This window comes from Paenibacillus qinlingensis, from assembly GCF_013204845.1.
GTDB classification, from domain to species: Bacteria; Bacillota; Bacilli; order Paenibacillales; family NBRC-103111; genus Paenibacillus_E; species Paenibacillus_E qinlingensis.
The window spans coordinates 109,460-135,608 of sequence record NZ_JABMKY010000004.1; the positions used below are offsets into that span (position 1 = coordinate 109,460).

The 26,149-nt window shown below is 47.8% G+C and carries 18 protein-coding genes and 1 pseudogene; 13 read left to right on the plus strand and 6 right to left on the minus strand.

Features of this window, described 5'->3' with window-relative positions; all coding sequences use genetic code 11:
• Positions 1-7: 7 nt before the first annotated feature.
• Both HQN88_RS10140 and HQN88_RS10145 read left to right on the plus strand, forming a co-directional pair.
• Entirely contained in the window at positions 8-2,113 is a 2,106-nt protein-coding gene (locus HQN88_RS10140; protein WP_173110680.1) for a heparinase II/III domain-containing protein, read from the plus strand.
• Positions 2,114-2,268: 155 nt separating this feature from the next.
• Entirely contained in the window at positions 2,269-5,178 is a 2,910-nt protein-coding gene (locus HQN88_RS10145; RefSeq protein ID WP_246320181.1) for a discoidin domain-containing protein, read from the plus strand.
• A gap of 50 nt (positions 5,179-5,228) precedes the next feature.
• On the opposite strand, the gene HQN88_RS10150 is transcribed toward HQN88_RS10145, so the two are convergent.
• On the minus strand, positions 5,229-6,077 hold the full coding sequence (locus HQN88_RS10150; RefSeq protein WP_173110684.1) for an AraC family transcriptional regulator: 849 nt from the start codon (positions 6,075-6,077) through the stop codon (positions 5,229-5,231).
• 414 nt (positions 6,078-6,491) lie between these two features.
• On the opposite strand from HQN88_RS10150, the gene HQN88_RS10155 reads away from it, so the two are divergent.
• The 6 genes from HQN88_RS10155 to sdaAA all read left to right on the plus strand — a co-directional run bounded on the left by HQN88_RS10155 (position 6,492) and on the right by sdaAA (position 11,751).
• Positions 6,492-7,475 (plus strand): aldo/keto reductase, encoded by a 984-nt coding sequence (locus HQN88_RS10155; RefSeq protein ID WP_173110686.1) that lies wholly within the window; start codon positions 6,492-6,494, stop codon positions 7,473-7,475.
• 43 nt (positions 7,476-7,518) lie between these two features.
• A complete protein-coding gene (locus HQN88_RS10160) occupies positions 7,519-8,250 on the plus strand; it encodes an SDR family NAD(P)-dependent oxidoreductase (RefSeq protein WP_173110688.1) in 732 nt (243 codons plus the stop codon).
• Between the two features lie 36 nt (positions 8,251-8,286).
• Entirely contained in the window at positions 8,287-8,928 is a 642-nt protein-coding gene (locus HQN88_RS10165; RefSeq protein ID WP_173110690.1) for a ThuA domain-containing protein, read from the plus strand.
• 902 nt (positions 8,929-9,830) lie between these two features.
• Positions 9,831-9,971, plus strand: coding sequence for a hypothetical protein (locus HQN88_RS10170; RefSeq protein ID WP_173110693.1), 141 nt, complete (start codon positions 9,831-9,833; stop codon positions 9,969-9,971).
• Positions 9,972-10,189: 218 nt separating this feature from the next.
• Complete coding sequence (gene sdaAB / locus HQN88_RS10175; RefSeq protein WP_173110695.1) at positions 10,190-10,870, plus strand: L-serine ammonia-lyase, iron-sulfur-dependent subunit beta; 681 nt, start codon at positions 10,190-10,192, stop codon at positions 10,868-10,870.
• Positions 10,867-11,751 (plus strand): L-serine ammonia-lyase, iron-sulfur-dependent, subunit alpha, encoded by an 885-nt coding sequence (gene sdaAA, locus HQN88_RS10180; RefSeq protein WP_173110697.1) that lies wholly within the window; start codon positions 10,867-10,869, stop codon positions 11,749-11,751. Before sdaAB ends, sdaAA begins: the two co-directional genes overlap by 4 nt.
• 59 nt (positions 11,752-11,810) lie before the next feature.
• On the opposite strand, the gene HQN88_RS10185 is transcribed toward sdaAA, so the two are convergent.
• From HQN88_RS10185 to HQN88_RS38610, 5 genes and pseudogenes are all read right to left on the minus strand, one after another.
• The gene (locus HQN88_RS10185) at positions 11,811-12,725 is read right to left on the minus strand and encodes a TauD/TfdA dioxygenase family protein (protein ID WP_173110699.1); all 915 of its coding nucleotides are present in this window, start codon (positions 12,723-12,725) and stop codon (positions 11,811-11,813) included.
• 25 nt (positions 12,726-12,750) lie between these two features.
• Positions 12,751-14,094, minus strand: a complete 1,344-nt coding sequence (locus HQN88_RS10190) for an LLM class flavin-dependent oxidoreductase (protein ID WP_173110701.1) — start codon at positions 14,092-14,094, stop codon at positions 12,751-12,753.
• A gap of 24 nt (positions 14,095-14,118) precedes the next feature.
• On the minus strand, positions 14,119-14,955 hold the full coding sequence (locus tag HQN88_RS10195) for an ABC transporter permease (RefSeq protein ID WP_173110703.1): 837 nt from the start codon (positions 14,953-14,955) through the stop codon (positions 14,119-14,121).
• Positions 14,948-15,826 (minus strand): ABC transporter ATP-binding protein, encoded by an 879-nt coding sequence (locus HQN88_RS10200; RefSeq protein ID WP_056609282.1) that lies wholly within the window; start codon positions 15,824-15,826, stop codon positions 14,948-14,950. The genes HQN88_RS10195 and HQN88_RS10200 overlap by 8 nt, the downstream gene beginning before the upstream one ends.
• 35 nt (positions 15,827-15,861) lie before the next feature.
• Positions 15,862-16,905 (minus strand): annotated as a pseudogene (locus HQN88_RS38610) (ABC transporter substrate-binding protein).
• A gap of 140 nt (positions 16,906-17,045) precedes the next feature.
• On the opposite strand from HQN88_RS38610, the gene HQN88_RS10210 reads away from it, so the two are divergent.
• From HQN88_RS10210 to HQN88_RS10230, 5 genes are all read left to right on the plus strand, one after another.
• Positions 17,046-18,299 carry a helix-turn-helix domain-containing protein gene (locus HQN88_RS10210; protein ID WP_173110705.1) on the plus strand — a complete coding sequence of 418 codons (1,254 nt, stop codon included), beginning with the start codon at positions 17,046-17,048 and terminating at the stop codon, positions 18,297-18,299.
• An 80-nt stretch (positions 18,300-18,379) separates the two neighbouring features.
• The gene (locus tag HQN88_RS10215; protein WP_246320156.1) at positions 18,380-20,443 is read left to right on the plus strand and encodes a molybdopterin oxidoreductase family protein; all 2,064 of its coding nucleotides are present in this window, start codon (positions 18,380-18,382) and stop codon (positions 20,441-20,443) included.
• A gap of 47 nt (positions 20,444-20,490) precedes the next feature.
• The gene (locus HQN88_RS10220; RefSeq protein ID WP_173110707.1) at positions 20,491-20,724 is read left to right on the plus strand and encodes a hypothetical protein; all 234 of its coding nucleotides are present in this window, start codon (positions 20,491-20,493) and stop codon (positions 20,722-20,724) included.
• Positions 20,725-20,988: 264 nt separating this feature from the next.
• The gene (locus HQN88_RS10225) at positions 20,989-21,387 is read left to right on the plus strand and encodes a hypothetical protein (protein WP_173110709.1); all 399 of its coding nucleotides are present in this window, start codon (positions 20,989-20,991) and stop codon (positions 21,385-21,387) included.
• Positions 21,388-21,517: 130 nt separating this feature from the next.
• A complete protein-coding gene (locus HQN88_RS10230; RefSeq protein WP_173110711.1) occupies positions 21,518-26,131 on the plus strand; it encodes an S-layer homology domain-containing protein in 4,614 nt (1,537 codons plus the stop codon).
• The last annotated feature ends 18 nt before the right edge of the window (positions 26,132-26,149 follow it).

The window sequence follows — 26,149 nt, forward strand, 5'->3', positions numbered from 1 at the left end:
TACGACCATGGACATGAAGCGTTTAGAGAGACTGCGTGGAAATGCAGATAAGCCAGAATTTCAAGCGGCGATGGCGCTATTACGACGGGATGCGGAAGAAGCGGCGAAGATTACCTTCGCCATTCGCTCCCATGAGCAAGGCGAATGGATGCACTATTATTATTGCGATGAAGATGGGACTCGGCTCACTTTCCAGTGGGACGAGCCCTTTCTTCATCTCTGTTCAACCTGTGGCAAGGAGAGGCGAAATGAACAGCTTGATAGGGGCTGGACGTCCATCGCTCATAGCCAGATTGGTCGAGCTGTCTATCACATTGCATTGTTGTATACGATAGAACCAGATGCAGGACGATTGGAATTTGTTAAATCCTATCTGATGGCGTATGCCAACCACTATGAAACGTACGCGATCCATGGTGATATTCCTTATAATGGGCCTGGGAAATTATTTGCTCAAACCTTGGATGAGGCGCATTGGATCACAGATCTGGCGCTTGGTTTTGACGTGATACAAGTGCATCTAACTCGAGATGAAATCACACATATACGCCATGGTTTGCTTGAGCCGTGTGTACGTTTCCTTATTGCACATAAGGAAGAACAGATCCATAATCATTCGGTGCTGATTACGTCTGCAATTGCCGCCCTGGGACTTTTACTCCATGATAGAGAAATTATAGATGCTGGCTTAGCAGGGGAATATGGCTTGCATGACCAGTTGCAGCGTGGAATCTTCGAAGATGGCCTGTGGTACGAAGGGAATGTACAGTACCACTTCTATGCGTTCCAATCTTTGCTGCACTATGCATTGATTGCTGAAGGAACAGAGTGGGACGTCTGGCAGAAGAAGGCGCTGAAAGCGATGTTTGATTTTCCTTTGCAGTTGATTTTGCCTAATGGCGTGATGCCGACGCTCAATGATGCAGGGCTTGGCCATCATATCGGCACGTATGCGCCATATTACGAGATTGCTTACGATATTTATGGGGAAGCCAAATATTGTTCGCTGTTGCAGACTGCCTATGGTATGGATGAGGCTGATCCGAGCATGCAAGGCGTGAACGTACCGAAACGAGATTCGGTCTATGCGTTGATGTTCGGGGGAGATTTGGCGGGCCAGCTTGTTGCGGCATCGGACTCCCTTGGGGTGGAGGTACGGCGAACACGCTCCTTGCCAGAGAGCGGGTTGACCAAATTAGTTAATAAAGACGGCTGGCATGTGATCGTGAAGCACAGTCGGTTCGGCGGCGAGCATGATCATATGGACCGACTTGGCTTGTCCATTATGCACGGCGATATTCCAGTGCTTGTTGATCCAGGCACCACGGCATACGGGATTCCAGTTCATTATGGATGGTTTAAGCATACGTATTCACATAATACAGTGAGTATCGATGGGGCAGACCAGCCTCCACAGGATGGGCGATGGATTCAGATGCGCGAAGAACCTTGGGGTGTATGGCTGGAAACGGCAGTGGATTGGCTGGATGAGGATTATGCGATGAAGAACCGCATTATTATGCCTGCTGAACTTAATCCATGGGATGCAGATGCCTACGAAGGTGTTCAAATTCGGAGAATTAACCTTCTTGCAGAGGATCATCTGTTAGATATCGTTCACGTCATCGTCCCAGTCCCCCGGGTGGTCCATGTGACCAATCATTTTAGCGGCAGGCTGCAAGGCAAGGAGGATGCTGCCAAATGGTCTGAGTCAGAAGACCAACTAAGCCGACTGGATCAGCAATGGTTCAACGAGAAACGGAAGCTGGTGCAGGACATGTCGGCTTTCGAATACCAAATGAAAGAAGGCACGCTGGAACAACACGTCTGGTGTTCACAGCCAACAACGACTTATACGGCACTAACCCCTGACAATCCGCCGAGCGGGCAACGAACGTCATTCATTACGACCGCTGCTGTGGAACAATGTGCGACTTTTGTGCAATTGCTGCATATTGATGGTAGCAGGGAAGCGAAGGCACAGGGTCATCTTGAGATTGTTGCGTTGCCGAATACCAGCCTGCAAGTCGTATGGAATCAACTAGAATCGCAGATTACATATGATGTGCAATTAAACGGTGAGAAAGCAGATTTGAGCAGGAGACATAGCTGAGATTGTTATGACAGGCAAATCCAATAGAAAGCTGCCCTTGATATGGAAGTTCCCGCATTACGGGGAGGAGGGCAGATTTTATATCATTATAATGTAAGCGCTTTACTATCTCGCAATAGCGAGAACATCTGAAGGAGGGAATTTATTTGCGCAAAATGAAGGTTTGGCTGATCGGATTATTTTCATTTATTTTTATTCTTGGGAGTCTAGGTGCTGTGCCAGTTCAAGTTCATGCGGCGACGATCTCGTCCTACGCATTACCTTCGATCTACACCGCATCCACGGTGTATGGCCTCAAGGTAGATGCTACAACGATTCCAGTAGTTAGTTACACAGGTGATTACGATTATGCCCATTTCTCCATGTCGGGCGCAGCAACCATTGAGATTACGGCATTAGGGCAAGCGAGCATTACGTCCTATTCGATCTCCCCGAAGAAGCTTAATTTGACAGGAACAACGAGTGGCAACAAGCTGACTTTTACAGTCAGTGGCGACGAATATCTGATAGTCAAAATCAACGGACAACGCGCGCTGGTCATCGCAGCCGACCCGGCGGAGACAAACAAACCCGCCTCTTCAGGGACGGGGATTTATAATGTGAAATCCTCACCATACAACGCGGATAGCACAGGTGCAGGAATGGCGACGACCGCCATTCAGAATGCCATTAATGATGCGGCCAACTATACAGGTGGACAAGGAATTGTCTATGTACCTGCGGGGATCTACAAGGCGGGGAACTTACAGCTGAAAAGCGACGTTGCTTTATATTTAGAAGGCGGAGCTGTGCTTCGTTTTACTGGGGTAGCGAGCGATTATACCGTGAATTGGCACAAGGATTCTCAGAATCGTGACGTTACTTGGTGGTTGTACACACCGACCGGCGCAGACAATGTGAAGATATACGGTCGAGGTACCATCGATGGCAATGGTAAATACGCGACAACAACGAACAATTTTGCCAGTAATATTATTGTGCCGATCGGAACTACCAATTTCACCTTCGATGGACCGCTGATTCGCGATTCCGGGTCGTGGGCTGTAACGCCAGCAAGGTCGAATGATCTTACATTCAAAAATATGAAGATTTTTAACCGTTTTGATATGGGAGAGAATGACGGCATTGATGTGAATGAATCCCAAAATGTACTCGTTCAACATGGTATCGGCATTGGCCTGGATGATCCTTACACGACGAAATCATGGGATCAAACGGTGGATATTAGTCTAAGCTGGCCGGGGAGTCCCGAACCTGTCAGTAATGTGGTGTTTGATGATCTCATTTCCTGGACGGTTTGCTTCGGCTATAAAGTAGGTCAAGGGATGAGACAAAATCAAAGTGATGTGACGTTCAAAAATAGTGTAGTTTATGATGCCTCTGTCGGTATCGGAGTCGATCATAAATACGGTGTGGGCGCGCTCACGAATATTACTTTTGATAATATCGATATTGAGCGAATAACGTATACGAACGATAGCACGCGTACTTGGGCCTTCTTTATCATTCGGAACGCAGATAGTTTTGGTGGTGGCACAATCAATACCTTGAATGTCACAAACATTCTAGTCCGCGATGCAGGAACGACTTTAGGAACATTGAAAGGCTACAGCAGCACGAAAGACATTAGCAATATTACGTTTAATAACATTGTTATGCCGGGCAGTGCGACCCCTGCGCAAAATCTAGCGCAAATGAACATCCTCAATCGAGCTTATCATACGCCAGTGACTATCTTGCCAACGCAAATTGCAGAACCTGTGCAACGACCAAATTTAGCTTTGAATAAACCAGCTACAGCCTCATCTTCTGCTGCTGCTCCGAGTCTTTCTTTTGATGGCAACTTTGGTACGAGATGGGGTTCCAGCTATACAGATGCCGAGTGGATCTATGTGGATCTAGGTTCCCCTGTGAATGTTGATGCCGTAAAGCTTTACTGGGAAGCTGCTTATGGCAAAAGCTATCAAATTCAAGTATCGAATGATGCGGTCAACTGGACAAATGTATTTAGCACGACGACTGGAGATGGCGGTGTCGATGAAATAAGCTTTACGCCTACTGTGGCTCGTTATGTGAAAATGAATGGCACCTTGCGAGGCTCCTCATACGGCTACTCCCTCTGGGAGTTTGAAGTGAACGGAACGGTAGGCAACTTAGCAATAAGAGCGAGTGTGTCGGCCACCAGCTCAGTTGAGAATACGAATTTCTCCACTGCGAAAATCAATGATGGGCAGCGCAATGCCGTAACAGGTTCTATGGGATGGACCAGTAACAACAGCTTAACAACGAATCATACAGAGTCAGTGACGCTTGATATGGGGGCTAGTAAGACCATTTCGAAGGTCGATTTGTATCCACGAAATGATACAGGGAATATCGGTCAGAACTTTCCGATTGATTTCACGATTAAGACATCTACCGATAATATGAATTGGTCGACGGTGGTTACACGTACGGGCTATGCGCAGCCGGGGAATGCTGTTCAAAGCTTTGCGTTCTCTGCGGTATCTGCAAGATATGTGAAAATCGAAGGGACGAATCTGCGACCGAACCCAAGCGATGCGAATCGGTATCGGATGGCTTTTCCAGAGGTAGAAATCTATGCGGCTAATTACGCAACTGGGGCCATCGTGTCAGCAAGCAGCTCATTAGAAAACAGCAATTACTCCACGAACAAAGTGAATGACGGCGGGCGTAATTCCATAACGGGTTCGATGGGTTGGACCAGCAATAATAGCTTAACTGCGAATCACACCGAATCCATAACTCTGGATATGGGGGCCAATCGCACTGTGACGAAGGTTGATCTATATCCGCGCAATGATACGGGAAATATCGGTCAGAATTTCCCGATTGATTTCACGATTCAGACGTCTACCGATAATGTGAATTGGTCGACGGCAGTAACACGTACGGGCTACGCGCAGCCGGGGAATGCTGTTCAGAGTTTTGCGTTTTCTGTGGTATCTGCAAGATATGTGAAAATGGAGGGGACGAATCTGCGCGCGAACCCGAGCGATGCAAATCGGTACCGGATGGCGTTTGCTGAGGTTGAGGTGTACTAATATGCATGGAGATAACCACATTAGCCTTGGGGCTGATGTGGTTGTTTTTCTCAGTAATGGCTTGTTGGCAATTGGATGCCATCCCGATATTGACTGGGTGAGATGCCATACATCTTCTTGAACATCCGACTAAGATGCAACTGATCCGTATACCCCACAGAGTATGCGATCTCCTTTATTGAAAGGGACGTACTCGTCAGCAACTCACATGCTTTGCTCAGCCGTATCTCGCCTAAGTAGTGCTGAGGAGGTGTACCGATGGCAGCTTTGAAAAGGCTTGTGATGTATTTACGGCTAAGCCCCAGCGTTTGCGCCATTTCCTCGATTGTAATCGATCGGGCATAGTTGTTTTTCATAAAAGAAATCGCCTGCGCCACGTACAAGTCTTTCATGGTTTTCTGCTGCAAGAACGGGGACTCATGTTGAGAGGACTCCAGCAATAAGGCTAGAAAGGCATATAGTGCCGAAGTCAGCTGCAACGGTTTGCTGTAATACTGCTGGTTCGCATCAAACAGTTTGTTGAAGCACTGCCTAATTTCTAACTCCCTATCGCATGAAATGACGGGATTGTCTGGGGTAAAGCCAGCTTGCCGCAAATAATCTTGGACAATGCCACCGCCGAAAGCGACCCACGAAAAGTTCCATGGTTGCTTCTCGTCCGCCTGAAAAAAGGAAACGACATAGGGAGATATCAGAAAAACATGTCCTTGAGATAAGTGATACGTCTCATCGCCGACACGATAAATACCTTTGCCACTGTGAATATAAAAGATTTTATAACTCTGTTTAATCGCAGGTCCCCAAGATTGGCCAGCGACACATTGTTCCGTGCCCGTGTAGTAGAATTGAATATCCTGTTGGGCTTCAATCGCGTACTGTGCAATTTTATGGTCGGCCATCCGTTGCTGCCCCCTATAAGAATTGAAAAAAAATATGTCTTTATGCTATATAGTACTTCCATTTTATTATAGCAGTGACTTCCAATATGGACTAGAATGAACTCAATTCACAACAATTTATTGTAAAGTGAGGCAAACCAACGTGACGAATATCGAACTATTCTCAAAAAATACGTCGGTTCTATCGATGCTCACTGAACAATCTCTTTGGGAGGGTACAGTCAAAAGATCTTAGAATCTCTCGAAGCAGATTTGTATGGAACTGCAGATGCCGTCATTTTGCTATAAACAATTGGTGAACTACCGTCCGTTGGGAGCAGCGAGTATGAAGGCTTAGTGAAGACTTTGCAAGGCTTACAACAGCCCGTAGACGGACTATTGTAATAAAATTGACCAAAAGAGGCGATCACGCACATGGAATATAATTATTTAGGCAGGTCTGGGCTTCGTGTAAGCAAACTTTGTTTGGGTACGATGAATTTTGGCGTCGATACGGAGCAGGCTGAAGCGTTCCGCATAATGGATGCCGCGTTGGATGCGGGCATTCAGTTCTTTGATACGGCTGATATTTACGGCTGGGGAGAAAACTCTGGTACCACAGAGACGATTATCGGTAACTGGTTCGCACAAGGTGGCAATCGCCGAGAACGTGTTGTTTTAGCGACCAAAGTATACGAGAAACTTCACAAGCCTCTATATGGACCCAACGATGAGAGAGGCTTGTCCTTATATAAAATCCGTCGCCATTTCGAAGATTCGCTTCGTCGTCTGCAAACGGATCATGTGGAGCTTTACCAGATGCATCACATAGATCGCCGCACGCCATGGGAGGAGATTTGGGGTGCATTTGAGGGACTGGTTAATCAGGGTAAAGTCGATTATATCGGCTCCAGTAATTTTGCAGGCTGGCACTTGATGAAGGCACAGGCAGCAGCCAAAGAGCGCCATTTCCTGGGGCTTGTGAGCGAGCAGCATAAATATCATTTGTTGAACCGCCTGCCAGAGTTGGAAGTGTTGCCGGCCGCTCAAGATTTGGGATTAGGTGTCGTTGTGTGGAGCCCGTTGGCGGGCGGATTGCTTGGCGGTAATGCGCTTTCTGCGGACAAAGGTACACGGAGAAGCAGACAAAGCGAAGCGCTTGTAGCTAAGCACCGCAATCAATTGGAAGCCTTTGCAAGTTTGTGCAGCGAGCTAGGTGAAAAACCCGCGAACGTGGCGCTAGCTTGGCTGCTCGCCAACCCGACCGTAACAGCACCAATTATTGGTCCGCGTACGGTAGAGCAGTTACTGGACACGCTCCGAGCAGTAGAAATTAAGCTGGATGAAGCGACATTAAAGGAGCTGGATCGCATTTTCCCAGGACCAGGTGGAGCTGCTCCTGAGGCATATGCTTGGTAAAGTAACCACTTCTTCTTACAAGTAAATGAAAGGAGCTGCGTCTATGAAGAACAATCGCTGGGCTTTAGTCACTGGAGCTGACCGAGGGCTAGGCCTTGCCTTGGCCAAAGGTCTGTTGGCACGAGGTTATGACGTATGGGCCGGGCAGTATGGGGAGGAATGTCAGGCGTTGCAAGAGTTGGAAGCAGCCTATGACAAACGGTTACGTCCTATTCGTTTGGACATCAGCGATGCGAAGAGCGTGGCGAAAGCTCTGCGTACGGTGGCTGCTGAAACGGAGAAGCTTGATCTGCTTATTAATAATGGTGCCATCCTGGGGAACATTTCTTCCACCATTCAGGATGAGCTGGATTTTGAAGATATCGAGCAGGTGTTCCGCGTCAACACACTTGGCGCTTTGCGTATGACGAATGGATTTATTGATCTTATTTTAAAAAGCACCGACAAGATCATCATGAACATCTCATCCGAAGCAGGCAGCGTTGGAGCCTGTAAGCGAACAGCTTGGTATGCTTACTGTATGTCTAAATCTGCGCTCAACATGCAATCTCAGCTCGTTCATAACCAAATTTCTCCGCAAGGCGGCAAAGTGTTCGTTGTGCATCCCGGGCATGTTCAGTCCTACATGAAGGGTGAGCTTGATGCCACTGCCAAGCTTTCGCCAGAGCAATCTGCTCAGCACATACTCGGCCTCCTCGAGCATCGACTCGGACCTGATTGGCCGGATCAGGAGTTGGCACTGACCGATTACCAAGGGGGACAATGGCCGTGGTAAGACATGGCGACATGAAATAAAAGGAGATGAAATCATATGACACGTATTCCTACCTTGCTTCTAGGCAATAACGACGACGCCCCGTACCATACGTTGCGTGCGGTACAGGATCTTATTATTGATAATCTAGGAGCCCCTTTTCAAGTGACAGCGGTAGAAGGGACCTCTCATCTGAAATTGGATGTCCTTCAGCCCTATCCATTGGTTGTTTCCTACTTAGATATTTGGGGGAAAGTACCTGAGGTTGAAGAAACAGCGGGCCTCCTCCAGTATGTTGCTGGTGGCGGGGGATTGCTCGTCATCCATAATGGTATCTCGATCCAGGGCAGCCCAGAGCTAAGTCAGTTAATTGGAGCTCGATTCACGGGGCACCCGGCTTACACCACACTCCCTTTCACGAAAATGGAGAGTAATCATCCGTTGACGAATGGGCTCGAGCCGTTCGAGATGGACGAAGAGCCATACCGCTTCGAACTAGACCCGTTAGCTCAGATCGAGCTTCTTCTGACGTATACACATGAAGGCAAAGAATGGCCAGCAGCTTGGACGCGCACATACGGGTTGGGCAGGGTTGTTTACCTGATGCCTGGCCATCATTTGCCATCCTTCCAATCGGCCGCCTATGGAAAATGGATCCGCTCTGCCGGGTTCTGGGCAGCTGGCTTGCCACTAACCTAAGCTGGCAATTGGCTCCATCTAGTTGAAGATGAACCAGCGTCTGTATTGGCGCTGGTTCATCTTCAATTCATTATGTTCGCACCAGACTTCGTCCCCGTATCCGCACTGAGCTTCAACCCGAGTCCGACCGCGAAGCTGATCCCAACCCAAAGCCGACCGTGAAGCTGACCCGACCCGAACTCGAAGCTGCCCCGACCCCGAACCCGAACCCGAACCCGAACCCGAACCCGAACCCAGATCCCGATCCCTCAAGCCGAATGTTGCGAGGTTAGGTTAGTGGGTGGCATTCCGGATGAGCTACTGCTGACGTGGAGGCGAGCAGGGGTTACAAGTTTTCCACTCCCATTACTCCGTCTACGCCAATTCTTCCATCTCCCCTTGCTCAAAAATGCAAAAATACAACCTTTCTTACTAATTTATGGTCGAAATTGACAAATGCGTGCAAAAAGGCAACAATTTCAGCGTATTTCATGAGAATCTTCTGAAATTGCTCCAAATTGATGCCTATTTGCATCAATTTCCAATAACGGTGGGGAAACCATTTGGAAAAGTGCTTTTTTGCACTTTTGACAGGGGGATAGGACTTGAGGAATTAGACTGAGGACTTGAGAGTTCTCAGAAGATCAACAACCATACTTGATCGGCATTACATTTATTGTCTTCATTCATTTGCTCCCTTGCTACATTACTCCACGGGCTCCTACTCCTCCACATTACTCCACTGTTCTCCATTCTTCTCATTAACCTCACTGCTTTCGCCTACACTTTTTGTCCTTACTACTCATAGTGGGAGTCGGGTCCTTGCACGACGTCCACAGGTACCCTCCAGCTAACGGACACAGGAGATGGTATTGTGAGTAATGGAGGTTAAACACTTCAAACGGACAGAGGGGATGTTATTTGTGAGTAATGGAAATTTTGGCACTTTTAACGGACACAGGAGTCTCTATTCGCCAGAAACCAGCCATCAAACAGCACTCTATGCCACATTAACGCCTGTGGTGTCCGTTAGCTCACCAAAAGAGGAACTCATCAAGGATTAACGTCCATGGTGTCCTTTAGCATAGCAATCCTTCGACTGGTGCCCCCAAAATGCCGCAGAATGGCGAACCAATGTCCAACATTAGGCGACTTAACGAAGGCCACATTTAAATACATAAATTTCTTTATATAGTCAATTTAAAGACTTGTCTTTTATATGTCCCCTTTCATACAATAGGAGAAGATAGTAAGTAACACCTTAGGATTGGAGCGCTGTGTGATGCGTTTTAAAGATGTGTTTTCCATCATCGGTCCCTCGATGATCGGTCCCTCCTCCTCGCATACCGCGGGTGCGATTCGTTTGGGACGCGTCGCCAGACAACTGCTAGGTGAGTTGCCGCTCAAAGCAGAGATCACGTTATACGGATCCTTCGCGGACACGTATCGGGGGCATGGCACGGATCTCGCGCTGGTTGGCGGGATTTTGGATTTTGAGACGGATGATCCACGTATTCCTCAAGCGGCAGATGAGGCAGAAGCGTTAGGCGTCGCTGTAGCTTTTCATATTAGTAAAGATAAGGCCGACCATCCGAACACGGTGGGGATCGTACTTACCTCAGAATCGCGGAAAGTCAGCATGAGAGGGGCCTCGATCGGTGGAGGTAATGTAGAAATAATTAACGTTGATCAATTTGACGTGAAATTCACAGCGAATTATCCCACATTGGTCATTTCACATCATGATCGGCCAGGAATGATTGCAGACATTACGACGCTCCTAGGCAGCAATTTAATCAATATTGGTTTTATGGATTTGGATCGAAAAGGGCGGAACCGAGAGGCGATGACGGTCATTGAGACGGATGCGTCGATTCCAGCTACTTTAGTCGAACAAATACTAAGCTTGAAAATGATCACCGACGTTAGAAAAGTGGACCTTGCAGAAAGGGGCGACGCATGAGATTCCGGACATTAAAGCAACTTGCTGAGGTATGCGCAGCGGAAGGCTTGACGATAGCAGAAGTGATGCTGGCTGATCAAAGTCAAGAATCAGGAAAACCGCCCGAATATGTGTTTGAGAAGATGCGAGCGTACTATCAAATTATGAAAGAGGCTGTGACCAAAGGCCTTACCGAGGATACGACCTCGCGAAGCGGGCTAACAGGGAAGGATGCGCAGCGTGTCGCCTCCTATCTTACGACAACGGAGGCATCGCTCGGCGAAGAGGCTTGCAAGGCGATGGCTTATGCTCTCGCCGTTTCGGAGGTTAATGCATCCATGGGCCGAATTATTGCGACGCCAACAGCGGGCTCATGCGGAATTATTCCAGGGGTATTTATCAGTTCTCAGCAGCGTTTTGGCTGGGATGATGATCACTTGGTCAAAGGGTTGCTCTGTGCGGGTGCAATTGGCTATGTGATCGCCAATAATTCGTTCGTTTCTGGCGCAGAAGGCGGATGCCAGGCCGAAGTTGGCTCGGCGATCGGGATGGCGGCTGGCGCACTCGTTGAGTTGCGCGGCGGAACGCCAGAACAAGCAATGCATGCGGTAGGGCTTGCGCTCAAGAATACACTCGGACTGATCTGCGATCCTGTCGGTGGACTGGTGGAAATCCCTTGCATCGTCCGCAACGGTTTTGGCGCGGTTAACGCCATGGCAGCAGCCGATATGGCTTTGGCCGGTGTCAGATCAGTGATCCCTTCCGATGAGGTTGTCCAAGTCATGTACGAAGTGGGCACAGCCATGCCGGAGAAACATCGCGAAACGGCCAAAGGCGGCCTAGCTCAGACACCGACTGGGCGGAAGATTATGAAGGAACTGAACCTAAATAGGAAACAATAGCAGGCGTACAAATAACCGCCCCCTCATGGCATTCCATACCTAGAGGGGGCGGTTATTATTTAAGAGGCATTGGGCTGCTTTTTGCGTGTAACGCTTTGTCGACCATCAATGCTAACAGGGATATCTCCATCTACAGTAACGCGGCGCACAATCCGATGCTGATCGCCATAATCATTAATCGCATAATGCTGCGTTGCCCGATTATCCCAAATTACGACATCGCCAGGGGACCAGCGCCACCGAACGGTATTTTCCAGCTTCGTGATATGGGATTGAAGCAGCGCAAGTAATTGCGCAGAATCAGCAGAGGAAAGGCCAATAATTTTTTTTGCAAAATGCCCAAGTACCAAGGTGCGCTCACCCGTTTCTGGATGCACACGAACGAGAGGATGTTCCGTTTCATACACGGTGGAGGCAAATACGTCCCGATGATGCTGCTTGGCGGAGTCTGATACTTGCGGACGATGTGCAGCATAGTCGTAATCATTACTATGCACTGCCCAGAGCCGATCAACCAGGTTGCGTAGCTCGGCAGGCAGGTGCTCATACGCAGCGGCCGTATTCGCCCAGACGGTATCTCCGCCTGAGAGCGGCACAACGACGGCACGGAGGACGGATGCTTGTGGATAAGCATCCACGAAGGTTACGTCTGTGTGCCAGGAATCAGCTCTTCCCCCATGATTGGAATCTAGCTCTAGCACATAGTCGGTACCCTGTTTAATAGGAACCGTAGGATGAGCGACAGGAGCACCTAACAAGCGGGCGAATGCTTCTTGTCCAGCATCATCCAGCTGGTGCTGTCCACGAAAGAAAAGCACTTTATGCTGCAATAAGGCTTCTCGGATCGCTGAAACTGATTGAGTCTCCAGTTCTGCATGAAGACTTACTCCTTTAATTTCCGCGCCAATTCTTCCTGCAATCGGCAATACCTCAATGTCCCCAGTTGTTTGCTTAACTTGCTCATTTGTGCTCATCGTCTTGGCCTCCAATATTATAGTTTTATGCGCCTTCTACGGCAACAGTCGCATACTGGTTAAGGGGTCTTGCGAGTCCCAAATGCCCCCGAAGCGTGGATCCGGAATACTCCGTTCGGAACAAACCTCTACGCTGTAGTTCCGGAATGACAAACTCGGCGAATTCTTCGATACCTGCTGGTAAATACGGCGGCATCACATTAAAGCCGTCACTGCCCCCATGTAAGAACCATTCTTCGAGTTGATCGGCGATTTGGATAGGGGTACCAGCGAATGTGCGATGCCCACGACCGCCAGCTAGGCGGTGAAGCAAGGCACGGATGGTTAAATTCTCGCGCCCTGCGAGGTCAACGACAAGCTGAAAGCGGCTTTTATTGCCGTTGATGTCGGACAAGCTAGGAAGCTCGGGTAACGGACCATCCAAGGGATAGGAGTGCAAATCGACGCCTAGCATATTTGACAGTTGATTGAGTCCATATTCAGGAACGGTTAATTCGTTTAATTGTTGCTCTTTCTCTTTGGCCTCAGATTCGGTCCTACCGATGATGGGGCAGATGCCAGGCAATATTTTTAACTGTTCAGGAGAGCGGCCATACTTCACTAATCTAGCTTTGACATCGGAGTAAAATTGCTGGGCTTCGACTAGGGTTTGCTGTGCGGTAAATATCGCCTCGGCGTACTGGGCAGCGAATTCTTTGCCATCCTCGGAAGAGCCAGCTTGAACGAGCACGGGATACCCCTGCGGAGATCTAGGAATATTCAAGGGACCACGAACTTTGAACGTGTCGCCGACATGATTGATCTCTCGGACTTTACTCCGATCTGCGAAGGTGCCAGACTCCCGGTCGATGATGAGAGCTTCATCTTCCCAGCTATCCCACAAGCTGGTTGTGACTTCTAAGAATTCTTTTGCCCGTTCATAGCGCTTGCTGTGCTCTAAATGGGTATCTTTGCTGAAATTGCTGGCTTCAAAGGAGCTGCCAGACGTAACAATATTCCAACCAGCGCGACCTTTGCTGATATGGTCCAGCGAAGCGAATTTACGGGCAACATGAAAAGGTTCGTTGTACGTCGTCGAGACGGTGCCAATCAGTCCAATATGCTCTGTAACAGCGGCTAATGCCGACAGTAAAGTAAACGGTTCGAGGCCGACAAACGCGCCATGCTTAATATTTTGACTTACGGCCAACCCATCAGCGAGAAAGAGAGAGTCGAACTTGGCTTTCTCGGCAATTTGAGCGATTCGTTGAAAATACCGAATATCGGTAATGTTCTCAGGTTCCGTATTCTGATGTCTCCATGAAGCCTCGTGATGTCCCGTGTTCATGAGAAAAACATTTAAATGCAGTTGTCTTTTGGATTGACTCATCGTCATTCACGCCACCTTTTTCGTTTATTCACTGTATGTTTGCTTCCAGCCGGTCAATCTTTTCTCAAGCGTAACAAGCAGAAAATTAATAATGACACCAATTACAGAAATCGAAATAATACCTGCGTACATGTTCGTAATCTGGAAGCTGAATTGCGTGTATTGAATTAAGTAACCCAGGCCAGATTTGGCTCCGACCATTTCAGCGGCGACAAGTACGAGAATTGAGCTTGCACCTGCCTGCCGAATGCCTACAAAAATCGTGGGAATTGCAGCAGGGATGATAACCTTGCGAAAGAGTTGGATCGAAGACAAGCCCATGGAACGAGCCGATTTAATTAAAAGGGGTTCCACATTTTTCACACCACTAATGGTGTTCAGTAGAAGTGGGAAAGCGCACGCATAGAGCACGATGGCGACTTTGGAGGTTTCACCTAGCCCTAATAAGAGGATGAATACAGGTAAAATAGCCAGTGCTGCGGTATTCCGAAGCAATTCAAGCAAAGGGTTGAGATACTCGGAGACGGGCTTCCACCAGCCTATCGCAAGTCCGAGGGGAATACTGAGCAATATGGCTAAGGCGAAACCGCCGAGAGAGCGCGATAAGCTTGCAGTCGTATTCTCAGCAAGATCACCGGAGAGCAGCAGTTGCCACCAGGCCGTAGCAATTTCGGAGATCGGTGGGAAGAAAGTGGCGTCGACGAGGCCGAGGCGCGGGGCAAATTCCCATAAGAGCAGCAAGGCAAGAATTACAATGGAGTTTTTAAAAGCTTTCCGCAGCTTTGTTACGATCCAACCGATGGCATCAAAGCTTTCCTTTCTACCTAAGACCAAGGCTTTACCTGCATTCACACTAGCCATTGATAACGCCTCCTTTAATCACTGATTTACTTGGCTCAAAGCTATCCAAGGTTTTACTTTTCTCTTGTTCTTGCGCTCTGCTTACTTCATCTTTGAGTAAATCCCATACTTCATGCCGCAGCTTGACGAAATCTGGGTTGGACCTCAAATCCTCTTCACTCCTCCTCGATTCAAAAGGAATATCAAGCACTGTCTTGATTCGTCCAGGACGCGAGGTCATGACAGCCACTCGTTGCCCCAAATAAACCGCTTCTTCGATACCGTGCGTGATAAAAATAATCGTTTTCTTCGTGGCTTCCCAGATGCGCAATAGCTCGCTTTGCAGTGTTTCTCGTGTTTGTGCATCAAGCGCTGCGAAAGGCTCATCCATCAGCAGCACTTCAGGGTCATAAGCTAAGCTTCTTGCAATTGCAACGCGCTGCTTCATGCCGCCGGAAATTTCGTGGGGGTATCTATTTTCGAAACCGGATAAGCCCACTAACTGAATGAACTCTAAGGCGATTTTACGTCGTTCCTTACGAGGCACGCCCTTGGCCTCCAAACCAAATTCCACATTGGCAAGTGTTGTTTTCCAAGGGAACAAGGCATACTGCTGGAACACAATCCCCCGATCAAGATTAGGCCCAGTGATGGGCTTCCCATCTAGTAGAATTTGCCCGCTGCTAGGCTTCGTTAACCCTGCGAGGAGGTCCAACAGTGTTGATTTACCGCAACCGCTGGGCCCAACAATGACCATGAATTCTCCCTGTTTGACGTCCAAATTAATATCCTGTAAGGCGGAGATGGGCTGAGAATCTTCTTTCAGGTGCCCCAAGTTTCGTTGAATACGAAATGATTTTTGCACATGCTGAATGCTAATTTTAGCTGTCATAGATTTGCCTCCTTCACGTTTTCTTCAGATGGTGTTTACTTTTTCTCATTGACAAAAGGGTTAAATTCATTCGTATATAAGCCTTTGACTTTTAACTGTCCCTCTTTGATCACGCCTTCGTCGACAAGCCAATGGATCCAGGTGTCGAATTCTTTGTCAGAAATGAGCCCCCCTTTTCCTGCGATGCCCGTACTTTTCCAGAACTTAACGGTAGAGGTGTCTTCTTTGCGATCGCGTGCGTTGATGATTTTCTCATAACGTGCCACAACTTCGCTCTGAGGTGTTGTACGCGCCCATTCAATGGCTTTGGCCGTCGCTTCAACGAATTTTTGAGAAGCATTGGGATTGTTCTTGATAAATTTGTCAGTCAGCACATAGCTTCCAGCACTAAAATTGCCAAATAAATCTTTATCTTTGAATAATGGCTGAATGCCGCCGCGTTCCAGCGCTTTATCACGAAGGGTGCCGCCAAGTGCGGCTACATCAATTTGTGCAGCACGCAATGTTTGCTCTGATGTCACTGGTGGAACGACAACCAAGGTGACTTGCTTAATTTCTTCAGATGTGAGACCGGCTCTGTGCAAATATTCTTTAATGACGAATTCGTGATGTGCACCTAACGTATTTACCGCAATTTTTTTGCCGATAAGATCCTTTGCTGTTTTAATCGGACTGCCATCTAGGACCTAATATCCAGTCCACGTATTATCATCGACACCATAGTAAGAAATAACGGGCTTAATCGGTGCCTTCGCAGCGATCAGTTTCACGATGGCACCATTGAAGGCACCCCCGAAATCTGTATCACCGGTTACAACGGCTTGAATATCTTGCGGGCCGGAGATGGTATTGCCGATAAATTTCAGCTTCAAGGGGGCGAGGTAGCCTAAATCTTCAGCCAATTCGGGGTAAGTAACAGAACCGACGCTGCCTTGATAGCGAAGCTCAGAAACTTCTGGCGTCTGGCCTTTCGCTGTAACGGTTTGATCTTTGTTACCACACGCGGATACGACTAGGGATGAGGCAAGGACGAAAGATAAGGCAGTCACATAACTTCTTTTCAATGGTATGGTCAACATAGTCCAATTCCCCCTTACGATAATTTCTGATTTTAAACTTATAATTCCTATAGACTTACTCTGTATTAGTTTCTATAATGAAATATACGATTGCACCCATTTTCTGTCAATAAATTGGCGACACATGAACAGGAATGACGATGAATGACCATTATGAACCAATCGAGGTGACTTTGATGCCCATGCAGCGATTCAATCTGATACCCTTGCAGGAAGCGATTGATTTACTCGGTGTTAGCCGTTCGACCTTTGACCGGTGGCGTAAATTAAAGCAACTTCCTTTTGTGAAAATTGGCAAAGAGATCTTAATTGATAAGATAGAATTAGAGCAATGGGTTCGTCTCCATGCGGTTAGTCTACAGAATCCTGTATTTACAGCAGGCGCATCATCTACCGTATCTACGCAAGAAAGCCCAACGTTAACGGTTGGTTATCAGAGTGGAACAGCTCATATGTGGACATCTCTCATCATGAAGGAGCTAGGTTGGTTGGAAGAAGAGCTTGCCGCAGCCAATCCAAGTCGTGTGGTTCAGGTGAAATGGTTCGACGGTGCTAACGGTGCGGTGCTTCTGCAAGGGATGATAGGCGGGAGCATTCAGATTGCGTCGTTGGGAGACTATCCGATTGTCCTTGGTGCTTCGCTGCGTCAGACGTTCCCCGCTTTTAATCCTGTTCTTATCGCTTTTGATGGCAAAACGTCCGGTGGACAAGGGATATCGCTCATTTTGCGCAAAGGACTGGAGCCTAGTGATATTTCTGAAATTTGCAGTTGGTCACTGACATCGGCCGCACAATCGAGTGCAGGTAGACGGTTATCCAAGCTGCTCCAATCATTAGGAGGCAACGAAAATCACATTATTCACAAAGAGATGGATGAGAGTATGGCGGGGATTGTAAAACGGAAGATCGCAGGATGTGCGATGTGGGAGCCTTATATCTCGTTGGTGAACTATCACGGAGTCGGCAGCGTGCTTTTTCAAGAAGGGATTGGGGAAGATTACCTGACGGGCGTCGTCGCAGACGAGAGGTGGGTTCATCATCATGAAGGAGATACCATCGCTTATTTGAAAGCACATCTCCGCGTACACGAATTTATTCGCAAGGATCCCGATGCAGCGGCAGAGCTGATTACCCGAATTAAAGGAATCCCGGTGGAGATTGCCGTTGCCATTATGACCAAAGTCAGATGGGACGCCTCATTTTATACCAAAGATATGAATTCGCTCGTACAGCTACATCAAGAGAATGATGCTGTTCACACGTCCACATTGTCCAAAATACAGGACATTCGTTGGAATGGCGACTATTTACAGCAAGCGATTAAGGCTTTAAAGCTACCTCAATTGGATTGTCATCCGTTAGAGGGAGATTGGTCAGCTGAACAATTGTACTAAAAGTGTTCGGTTTCACTTCCAATCCTTTTCGGTATATAGTAAAGAAATGATGGATGTGGAAGGGAGCTACGAAGAAGATCATGCGCATGACAATGACGACCACTATGACCGAAGAACAACAAGGTATCTTTCCAGCCGTCTGCCCTCTGGACTGTCCAGATCAGTGCGGTTTACTGCTTCATAAACAAGATGGGAAGATTGTTAAAATAGAAGGAGATCCCGATCACCCCGTGACACAGGGAGCTATTTGTAATAAAGTTCGCAACATGACGGCACGTATTTACGATGATAAAAGGCTGCAGTATCCCATGAAACGTGTCGGCCCCAAGGGGGAAGAGGCCTCTTTCCAGCGGATTACCTGGGATGAGGCATTGGACACCATCACGAGTCGCTGGAAAGAATTGATTGCCTCGGAAGGTCCAGAGTCCATATTGCCTTATAGTTTCTATGGCAATATGGGACGGATAGGGACAGAAGGCATGGATCGTCGCTTCTTCCATCGGATGGGAGCCAGCCGCCTGCTGTATTCGATTTGCGAATCAGCTGGCACCGAGGGTTATAAATATACGATGGGCGGCAGCTATGGGACGGATCCTGAGGATACGGTGCACGCGAAGCTGATCATCATGTGGGGCATCAATGCGGTCAGCACGAATATGCATCAGGTGATGCTGGCAGAGAAAGCTCGCAAAAACGGTGCGCAAATCATCGTCATTGATGCGCATAAGAACCAAACAGGCCGCTGGGCGGACTGGTTCATTCCTATTTTGCCGGGAACGGACGCGGCTCTGGCACTTGGCATGATGCACATTCTGTTCGCTGAGGGGATGACGGATGAGGCATTCCTGCGAGAGTACACGCTAGGGTATGAGGAGCTTAGAGCACACGTGCAGCAGTATGATCCGGCCAGCGTTTCTGAGATTACAGGTGTACCAGTAGAGGATATTTATCGTCTTGCTCGTTTATATGGTGAGACATCTCCTTCCTTTATTCGTATAGGAAATGGGATTCAGCACCACGATAACGGTGGCATGTGCGTACGGACGATTGCTTGCTTGCCAGCACTAACCGGACAGTGGCTGCATCAAGGCGGCGGCGCTATTAAAGGAAATGGCGCTTATTTGGAGCATAATTTACCGGCCTTGCAGCGACCGGATTTACGTACGAAGGAAGCACGCCAAATCAATATGAACCTGCTTGGCAGTGCCTTGCTCGAGCTAGATCCGCCCATCCATGCGCTGTATGTTTATAATTCCAACCCAGCGTTGGTCGCACCCCATGCAAATAAAGTGAAGGAAGGACTGGAGCGAGAGGATTTATTCACCGTCGTGCATGATCTGTTCCTAACGGAAACAGCTAAGTATGCGGATATTGTGCTGCCAGCGACGTCCTCTTTTGAAAATACAGACTTCTATCGCTCCTATTGGCATCACTATGTGCATCTTCAGCTGCCAGTGATTGCGCCTTATGGCGAGAGCAAAGCGAATGTAGACGTGTTCCGACTTCTTGCTTCGATGATGGGCTACGAGGATGAAGCGCTGCGGGACAGCGACGAGGACATGGTTCGTCAGGCTTTGAATCACCCTGGCAATCCAGCTTTAGCTGACATATCGTTCGATGCTTTGTTGGAGGGGGGATTCATGAAAGCAGCGACCATACCCTTATTTCCTGGAAAGCTTCGGACACCTAGTGGCAAAATCGAACTATACTCCGCCGACATGGCGAGTAATGGGTTCCCAGCGCTTCCAACGTATGTGCCGCTTGCTGAGACTAGTGATTTGCCATTTATGTTCATTCCGGCGCCGAATCATAACTTCTTGAATTCAACTTTTGCCCATAATGAGAAGCATGTCCGCATGGAGAAAATACCGAAGTTGCATATGCATGAAGACGATGCATCGGCTTTGGGCTTGTCCAGCGGGGATCTCGCACGGGTGTGGAACGAGCGCGGCGAGTGCGAGTTGGTCGTTATGGCTGGTCGCGATGTGCAGCGGGGGGTAGTTGTCAGTCAAGGGCTATGGGCTGATACGCCCGGCAGCAAAACGCGCGTGAATGTCCTGACACCAGATCGCGTGGCGGATATGGGCGGTGGAGCGACCTTTTTCTCGGGAAGGGTAGGCGTGGAAAAACGGAGTGGAGCTTGAACGTTTGGGCGCTTGGGGGCATACGCTACATCAGGAGATGATGACTTATGCCTATTCAACAAAAAGCTTATGCCTTAATCGGGAGGCCTGTTGGTATTTCCCTGATGGATGGTACCGGGGTATCCGGCATTCTGTGCAGTGTACAAGGCGGCTCGATCTACGTCATTGAGTATTTATACCATACGCAATTCGCGACGAAGCATTATACGTTTAATCAGGTGAGAGATATTTTGCCGTACCCGCAATGTCCGCAGCCGTATACGCCACAGCCTTTGTACTAAGTGGTAGAGAATATAACTGGACTTGAACACCTAACCGATCCTTTTGGATCGGTTTTTTTGTGCGCAAGGGCATTCCGCCGCCGGCGGTCGTACGCTAGCGCACAAAAATTGTGCGCAAGGGCAGTCCCGCCGCTGGCGGTCGCACGCTAGCGCACAAGAATTGTGCGCAAGGGCAATCCGCCGCCGGCAGCGGCACGCTAGCGCACAAAAATTGTGCGCAAGAGCAGTCCCGCGGCGGCGGTCGCACGCTAGCGCACAAAAATTGTGCGCAAGAGCAGTCCCGCGCCTGGCGGCCGCACGCTAGCGCACAATAATTGTGCGCAAGGGCAATCCACCGCTGGCGGTCGCACGCTAGCGCACAAAAATTGTGCGCAAGAGCAGTTCGCCGCTGGCAGCGGCACGCTAGCGCACAAAAATTGTGCGCAAGAGCAATCCACCGCCGGCAGTCGCACGCTAGCGCACAAAAATTGTGCGCAAGAGCAATCCGCCGCCGGTAGCGGCACGCTAGCGCACAATAATTGTGCGCAAGGGCAATCCACCCGCTGGCGGTCGTACGCTAGCGCACAAAAAATGTGCGCAAGAGCAATCCGCCGCCGGCAGTCGCACGCTAGCGCACAAAAATTGTGCGCAAGAGCAATCCACCGCTGGCAATCGCCTCGATAGAGGTTTTTTCCTGCGAAATCCTAATTTATCCACTCCCTCACCTAAATAAATGACAATTCAATTGTGGAGAAAGCGAGTATGATCAAATTTGTATACGCTTTCAATATGACGGATAAGGAGTTTTGCTGGAATGAAATTTCATCTTTTCAAAAGTAAGATAGCCATTATGTTGATTTTTTCAATGCTATTCTCAATGATATTGCTTCCTACGGCTGGTATGGCAGCTGTGGATCCTGAAGTGGTTGTGAGCACGTTGCCTCCTTCAGCAGATGGTGCGATCCATTGGAAGACACCGGATATCGAGGTGCCATCTGTATTAAATACGGTCTATGATAAAAAAAATGGATCAACAGATGGGCTATTCAGTGTCTCAACCAGCAGTACGCAAAAGAAACAAATGTACTTTAAGTTTGATGTATCGAATGCAGCAGATCTCAGCTATAAATACATCCTGCAGGTTTCTGCTAAATTAGGAAGCGGCCTGACCACAGCGGATTTGCAAGTCTTCGGATTAACCGATAATTCATGGCAGGAGAGCACGTTCACATGGAATAATGCGACAGCTCTACAAAAGGATCTATCACTAATGGAGCAGGTAGGTCAATTTACGATAACGACTCTTAATGGGGTTAAACCTATTTATCATGATATTGACGTCTCTGATTACGTAAGACGACATTTAGCGGATGGAGTGGTAAGTTTTGTAGTCGCAGATGCCTTGGTAACAGGCAAATCCGTTAATCTGTATTCCAAAGATAATACTTCAGTCTCTAATCCGGAAACGCAGCTTCTTGTGAAACGTGTTGTACAAAGCGACACCACCCCACCGCAATGGCCTAATGGGGCTGTCTTGAATTCGATCAATCTAGGGACAGACTTCGTCCAACTAGCTTGGCCAGCGGCAACAGATGATAGCGCAGTTTCGAATTATAAGATTTATCAAAACGACATGTTACTTCAAACCGTTGTTGGCAGTACCTACTACACAGCGCAAGGCTTAAGCCCTTCAACAAATGTTACCTATGCTGTCTACGCGGGAGATGTTGCTGGGAACTATACCACGCTGCCTCTAACCTACAGCACGACAACGTTAGCTGCTCCTGTGACTCCAATTCCTGTAGTCGAAGTGAATGCTAGCAGCAGTGATGGGAATGTGGAGAGCAACACATTAGATAACAACTTATACAGTCGCTGGTCAGCATCAGGTGATGGTCAGTATATTATGTTTGATTTAGGTCAATCCAAACGAATTGGCTATGTAGGTATCGCTTTTTATAAAGGTGATTTACGTTCTACACGGCTTGATATTGAGACCTCTAATGATGCATTAACATGGACAAATGTATTTAGTGGAAACAGTCGTATGATCACAGCGAATATGCAGGCTTTTGATATACCAGATACGGATGCTCGTTTCGTTCGAATTATTGGGCATGGAAACTCAGATGGCAGCACGTTTACCAGCTTAACAGATGTGATGATCTATGCACCCTATGTGACTGGTGATACACCGGTTGCTATCGTTCCGAATATTACACCTACTGCACCTCCAGGTGCGGTTCCTTTCACCAAAGCCGGTTTAACGAACCCAGATGGCACGGAACACGTGCTGCATACACCGAATCCTGTCACAGGTGCAACAATTAATGTAACTAGTTATGGGGCAGATCCTGCAGATAATGGGAATGATGATCGTGTTGCGATTCAAAATGCTATCAATGCTGCTTCCCCAGGGGACGAAGTTTACCTGCCAAACGGTGTGTATAACCTAATCACTTCGCCTGATGGATTTGTGAATTTGAAGCTGAAGTCCGGCGTGAATTTACGGGGACAAAGTGAAGAAGAAACCATACTGAAATCGAGTATCGATGATATTAAAAATAGTTCGGTTGTGAAGTCGTCAAGTCAACACGACATTTTGGTTTCTAACTTGACGATCTCTTCAACGTGGAATCGCTCGTTTTCACTTGAGCATGCTACAAATAACCCAGAGGCTGGGGGGCCGGATAGCAGCATTGCTATTGCCAACTACGGAGATACACCGTCCTATAACGTGACGATTGATCATGTTACTGTTGAGCGTTTTAGACGAATGGCTATCCGTATTGAGAACAGTCATGATGTTGTTGTTCGCCACAGCACCTTCCGTAATGCAACGGATCTAGGCGGAGGCGGAGCGGGGTACGGAACTTCCATACAAGGTATGCCGAAGGTGGATCGACTTGGTTTTGACAATGATACGTATTGGAATGTGGTTGAGGATTCTACTTTTGAAGGCCCTTATTTGCGACATGGTTCTCTGATTCAAAATGTTGCACACAACAATACGCTACGTAACAATCGTTACATCAGAACCAAACTAGATGCTATAGACCTTCACGGTGAGTTGGAGTACTTGAACGAAGTATATGGAAATACCATCGAGGATATTTGGACTGGCGGTGGAGTTGGCCTTGGGAATACAGGGGGAACGGCACCTACGAATCACAGCAAATCCGGCCCTAAGAATCATATCCATGACAACATCATTCGCAATTCGCGGGAAGGCATTGTTGTCACCATGGGCACACCAGAAACATTAATTGAGAACAATGTGATTGAAAATACGACATCCGTAGTGAATGCGGCAGGCATTAATATTCTGAATGGGCCGGGCACACGCATTATCAATAACACGATTCGCAATAATACGGCGACAGACTACTGGGGCATTTTGCTTGAACACGATAATGGTGACCTGAACGCTAATTATGTGGGAGCTGGAGACCCTCAGAACGTAGAAATTGTAGGGAATATCATTACTGGAAATTCAAATGGGATTCGATTGCAGGCAGGGACTAACATTCATGTGAGTAAAAATATCTTGAACAATCTGGGGACGAATTATGATAAGGCTGTTGGCGTAACGGCAACGGAAGTATGGCCTTCAACGGACAATACGTTAAGTGGCTTGGGAATCAGCGCAGGAACATTAAGTCCAACATTTGATGCGGCTACAACAGCTTATACATCAATTTTGCCAGATGGTATAAGTGAGATTCTTATTACGCCAACAACGAATAACAGCGGAGCTAAAGTGACTGTGAATGGGGCGACTATCGTAAGTGGCTCGACTTCCAATGCGATTCAACTTCAAGCAGGTGACAATGTTATTGAGATTGTAGTTGCCGCAGAAGATTTATCGACGAAAACCTATCAATTGACAGTTACACGTGTTTTATCAACAAATAATAATTTAAGCAACCTAGCCCTCAGCGCAGGAACATTAAGTCCCACATTCGATGCTGAGACAACGGAGTATACATCGAATGTATCAAACGGGGTAACTGAAATTCAAGTAACACCGACGGTAGCGAACAGTGCGACAGTGAGCGTGAATGGAAACGAGGTCGTAAGTGGCTCGGCTTCCACTGCGATTCAACTACAAGTAGGTGACAATGTCATTGCAATTGTAGTTACCTCAGAAAATCTTTTGACGAAGACATATCGTCTGAAAGTAACTAGAGATCATAGTTCATCAAGTTCATCATCAGCTGGCAGTAATCCGCCAAGTAACGCTTCAGATAGCCTGAAAGCCAAGACCACAGAGGTTGATGGCAAAACCGTGGCAACAGCAACATTAGATGAAAAGACGCTGGATACTATTTTAAAAGCACAAGGGGAAGGTTCGATTACGATTGTGGTGGATTCGCCAAGCGATGTAGGGCAGGTACAGCTAACGTTGAGTCATCAAGCTCTGCAAAAGCTGAGCGGCATCCCATCCGCGACGATTGAAACGGAAATTGGAAGCGTGAAACTCCCACTCAACCAATTGAATGTGTCTCAATTTGCTTCACAGCTAGGGGATAAACCAGAAAACGTTCAGATCCAAGTCAATATTAGTAAGAACGAGAACGCTTCGGCGCAGGCAAATGCTGCAGGATTCAAAGTCGTGTACGCGATCGATTTTAGCATGAAGGCAGTCGTAGGAGGTGGGAAATCAGCAACGATTTCCAGTTTCAGCTCCTATGTACCGTATACCGTACAGGTAGATCCAACAATCAAAGAACGCAATCTTGCAGCCGTTATAGTAGTCAAAGATGAGCAAGGGAATACGACCTATGAACCTGTGCCACTTACGATGAAATCCGGAGAGGTGACTCTGTATAGTCATTCGAATGAAACGTTCCTGTTGATTGAAAATAATATTTCGTTTAAGGATACGAATAAGCATTGGGCAAAAGATGGCATTGAGCGAATGGCGAATAAATGGCTCGTTCAAGGTGTTTCCAAAGAGGAATTCCGTCCAGATCAACCGATCACACGTGCAGAGCTGGCGACACTTCTTACGCGGACACTGGGCATTAAGTCATCGAATGGAACAACGACTTTTAAAGATTTGAGCCATAAGGATTGGTTTAATGATTTCGTCCACGCTGCAGTTGAGGGTGGCATCATCACGGGCTATGAAGATGGTACTTTCCGACCTAATCAGACGATTACACGTGAGGAAATGGCTGTCATGATCGATCGGGCGCTGCAGGCTGCTGGGTATGATGATCAACAAGCAACAGGCAATTTGCCTGCATTTACGGATCAGAAGCAAATTAAATCATGGTCGGCTGACGCGGTTCGACGTTTAGTTCAACTGCAGTTGATGCAGGGCATGAGCCCCACTTCGTTTGATCCAGAAAAAGAAGCAACGCGAGCACAAAGTGCAGTGCTGCTGCAACGCTTGTTGCAAATCCTGACGTTTACTAAGTAGGCTAAATGTGAAAAAAAG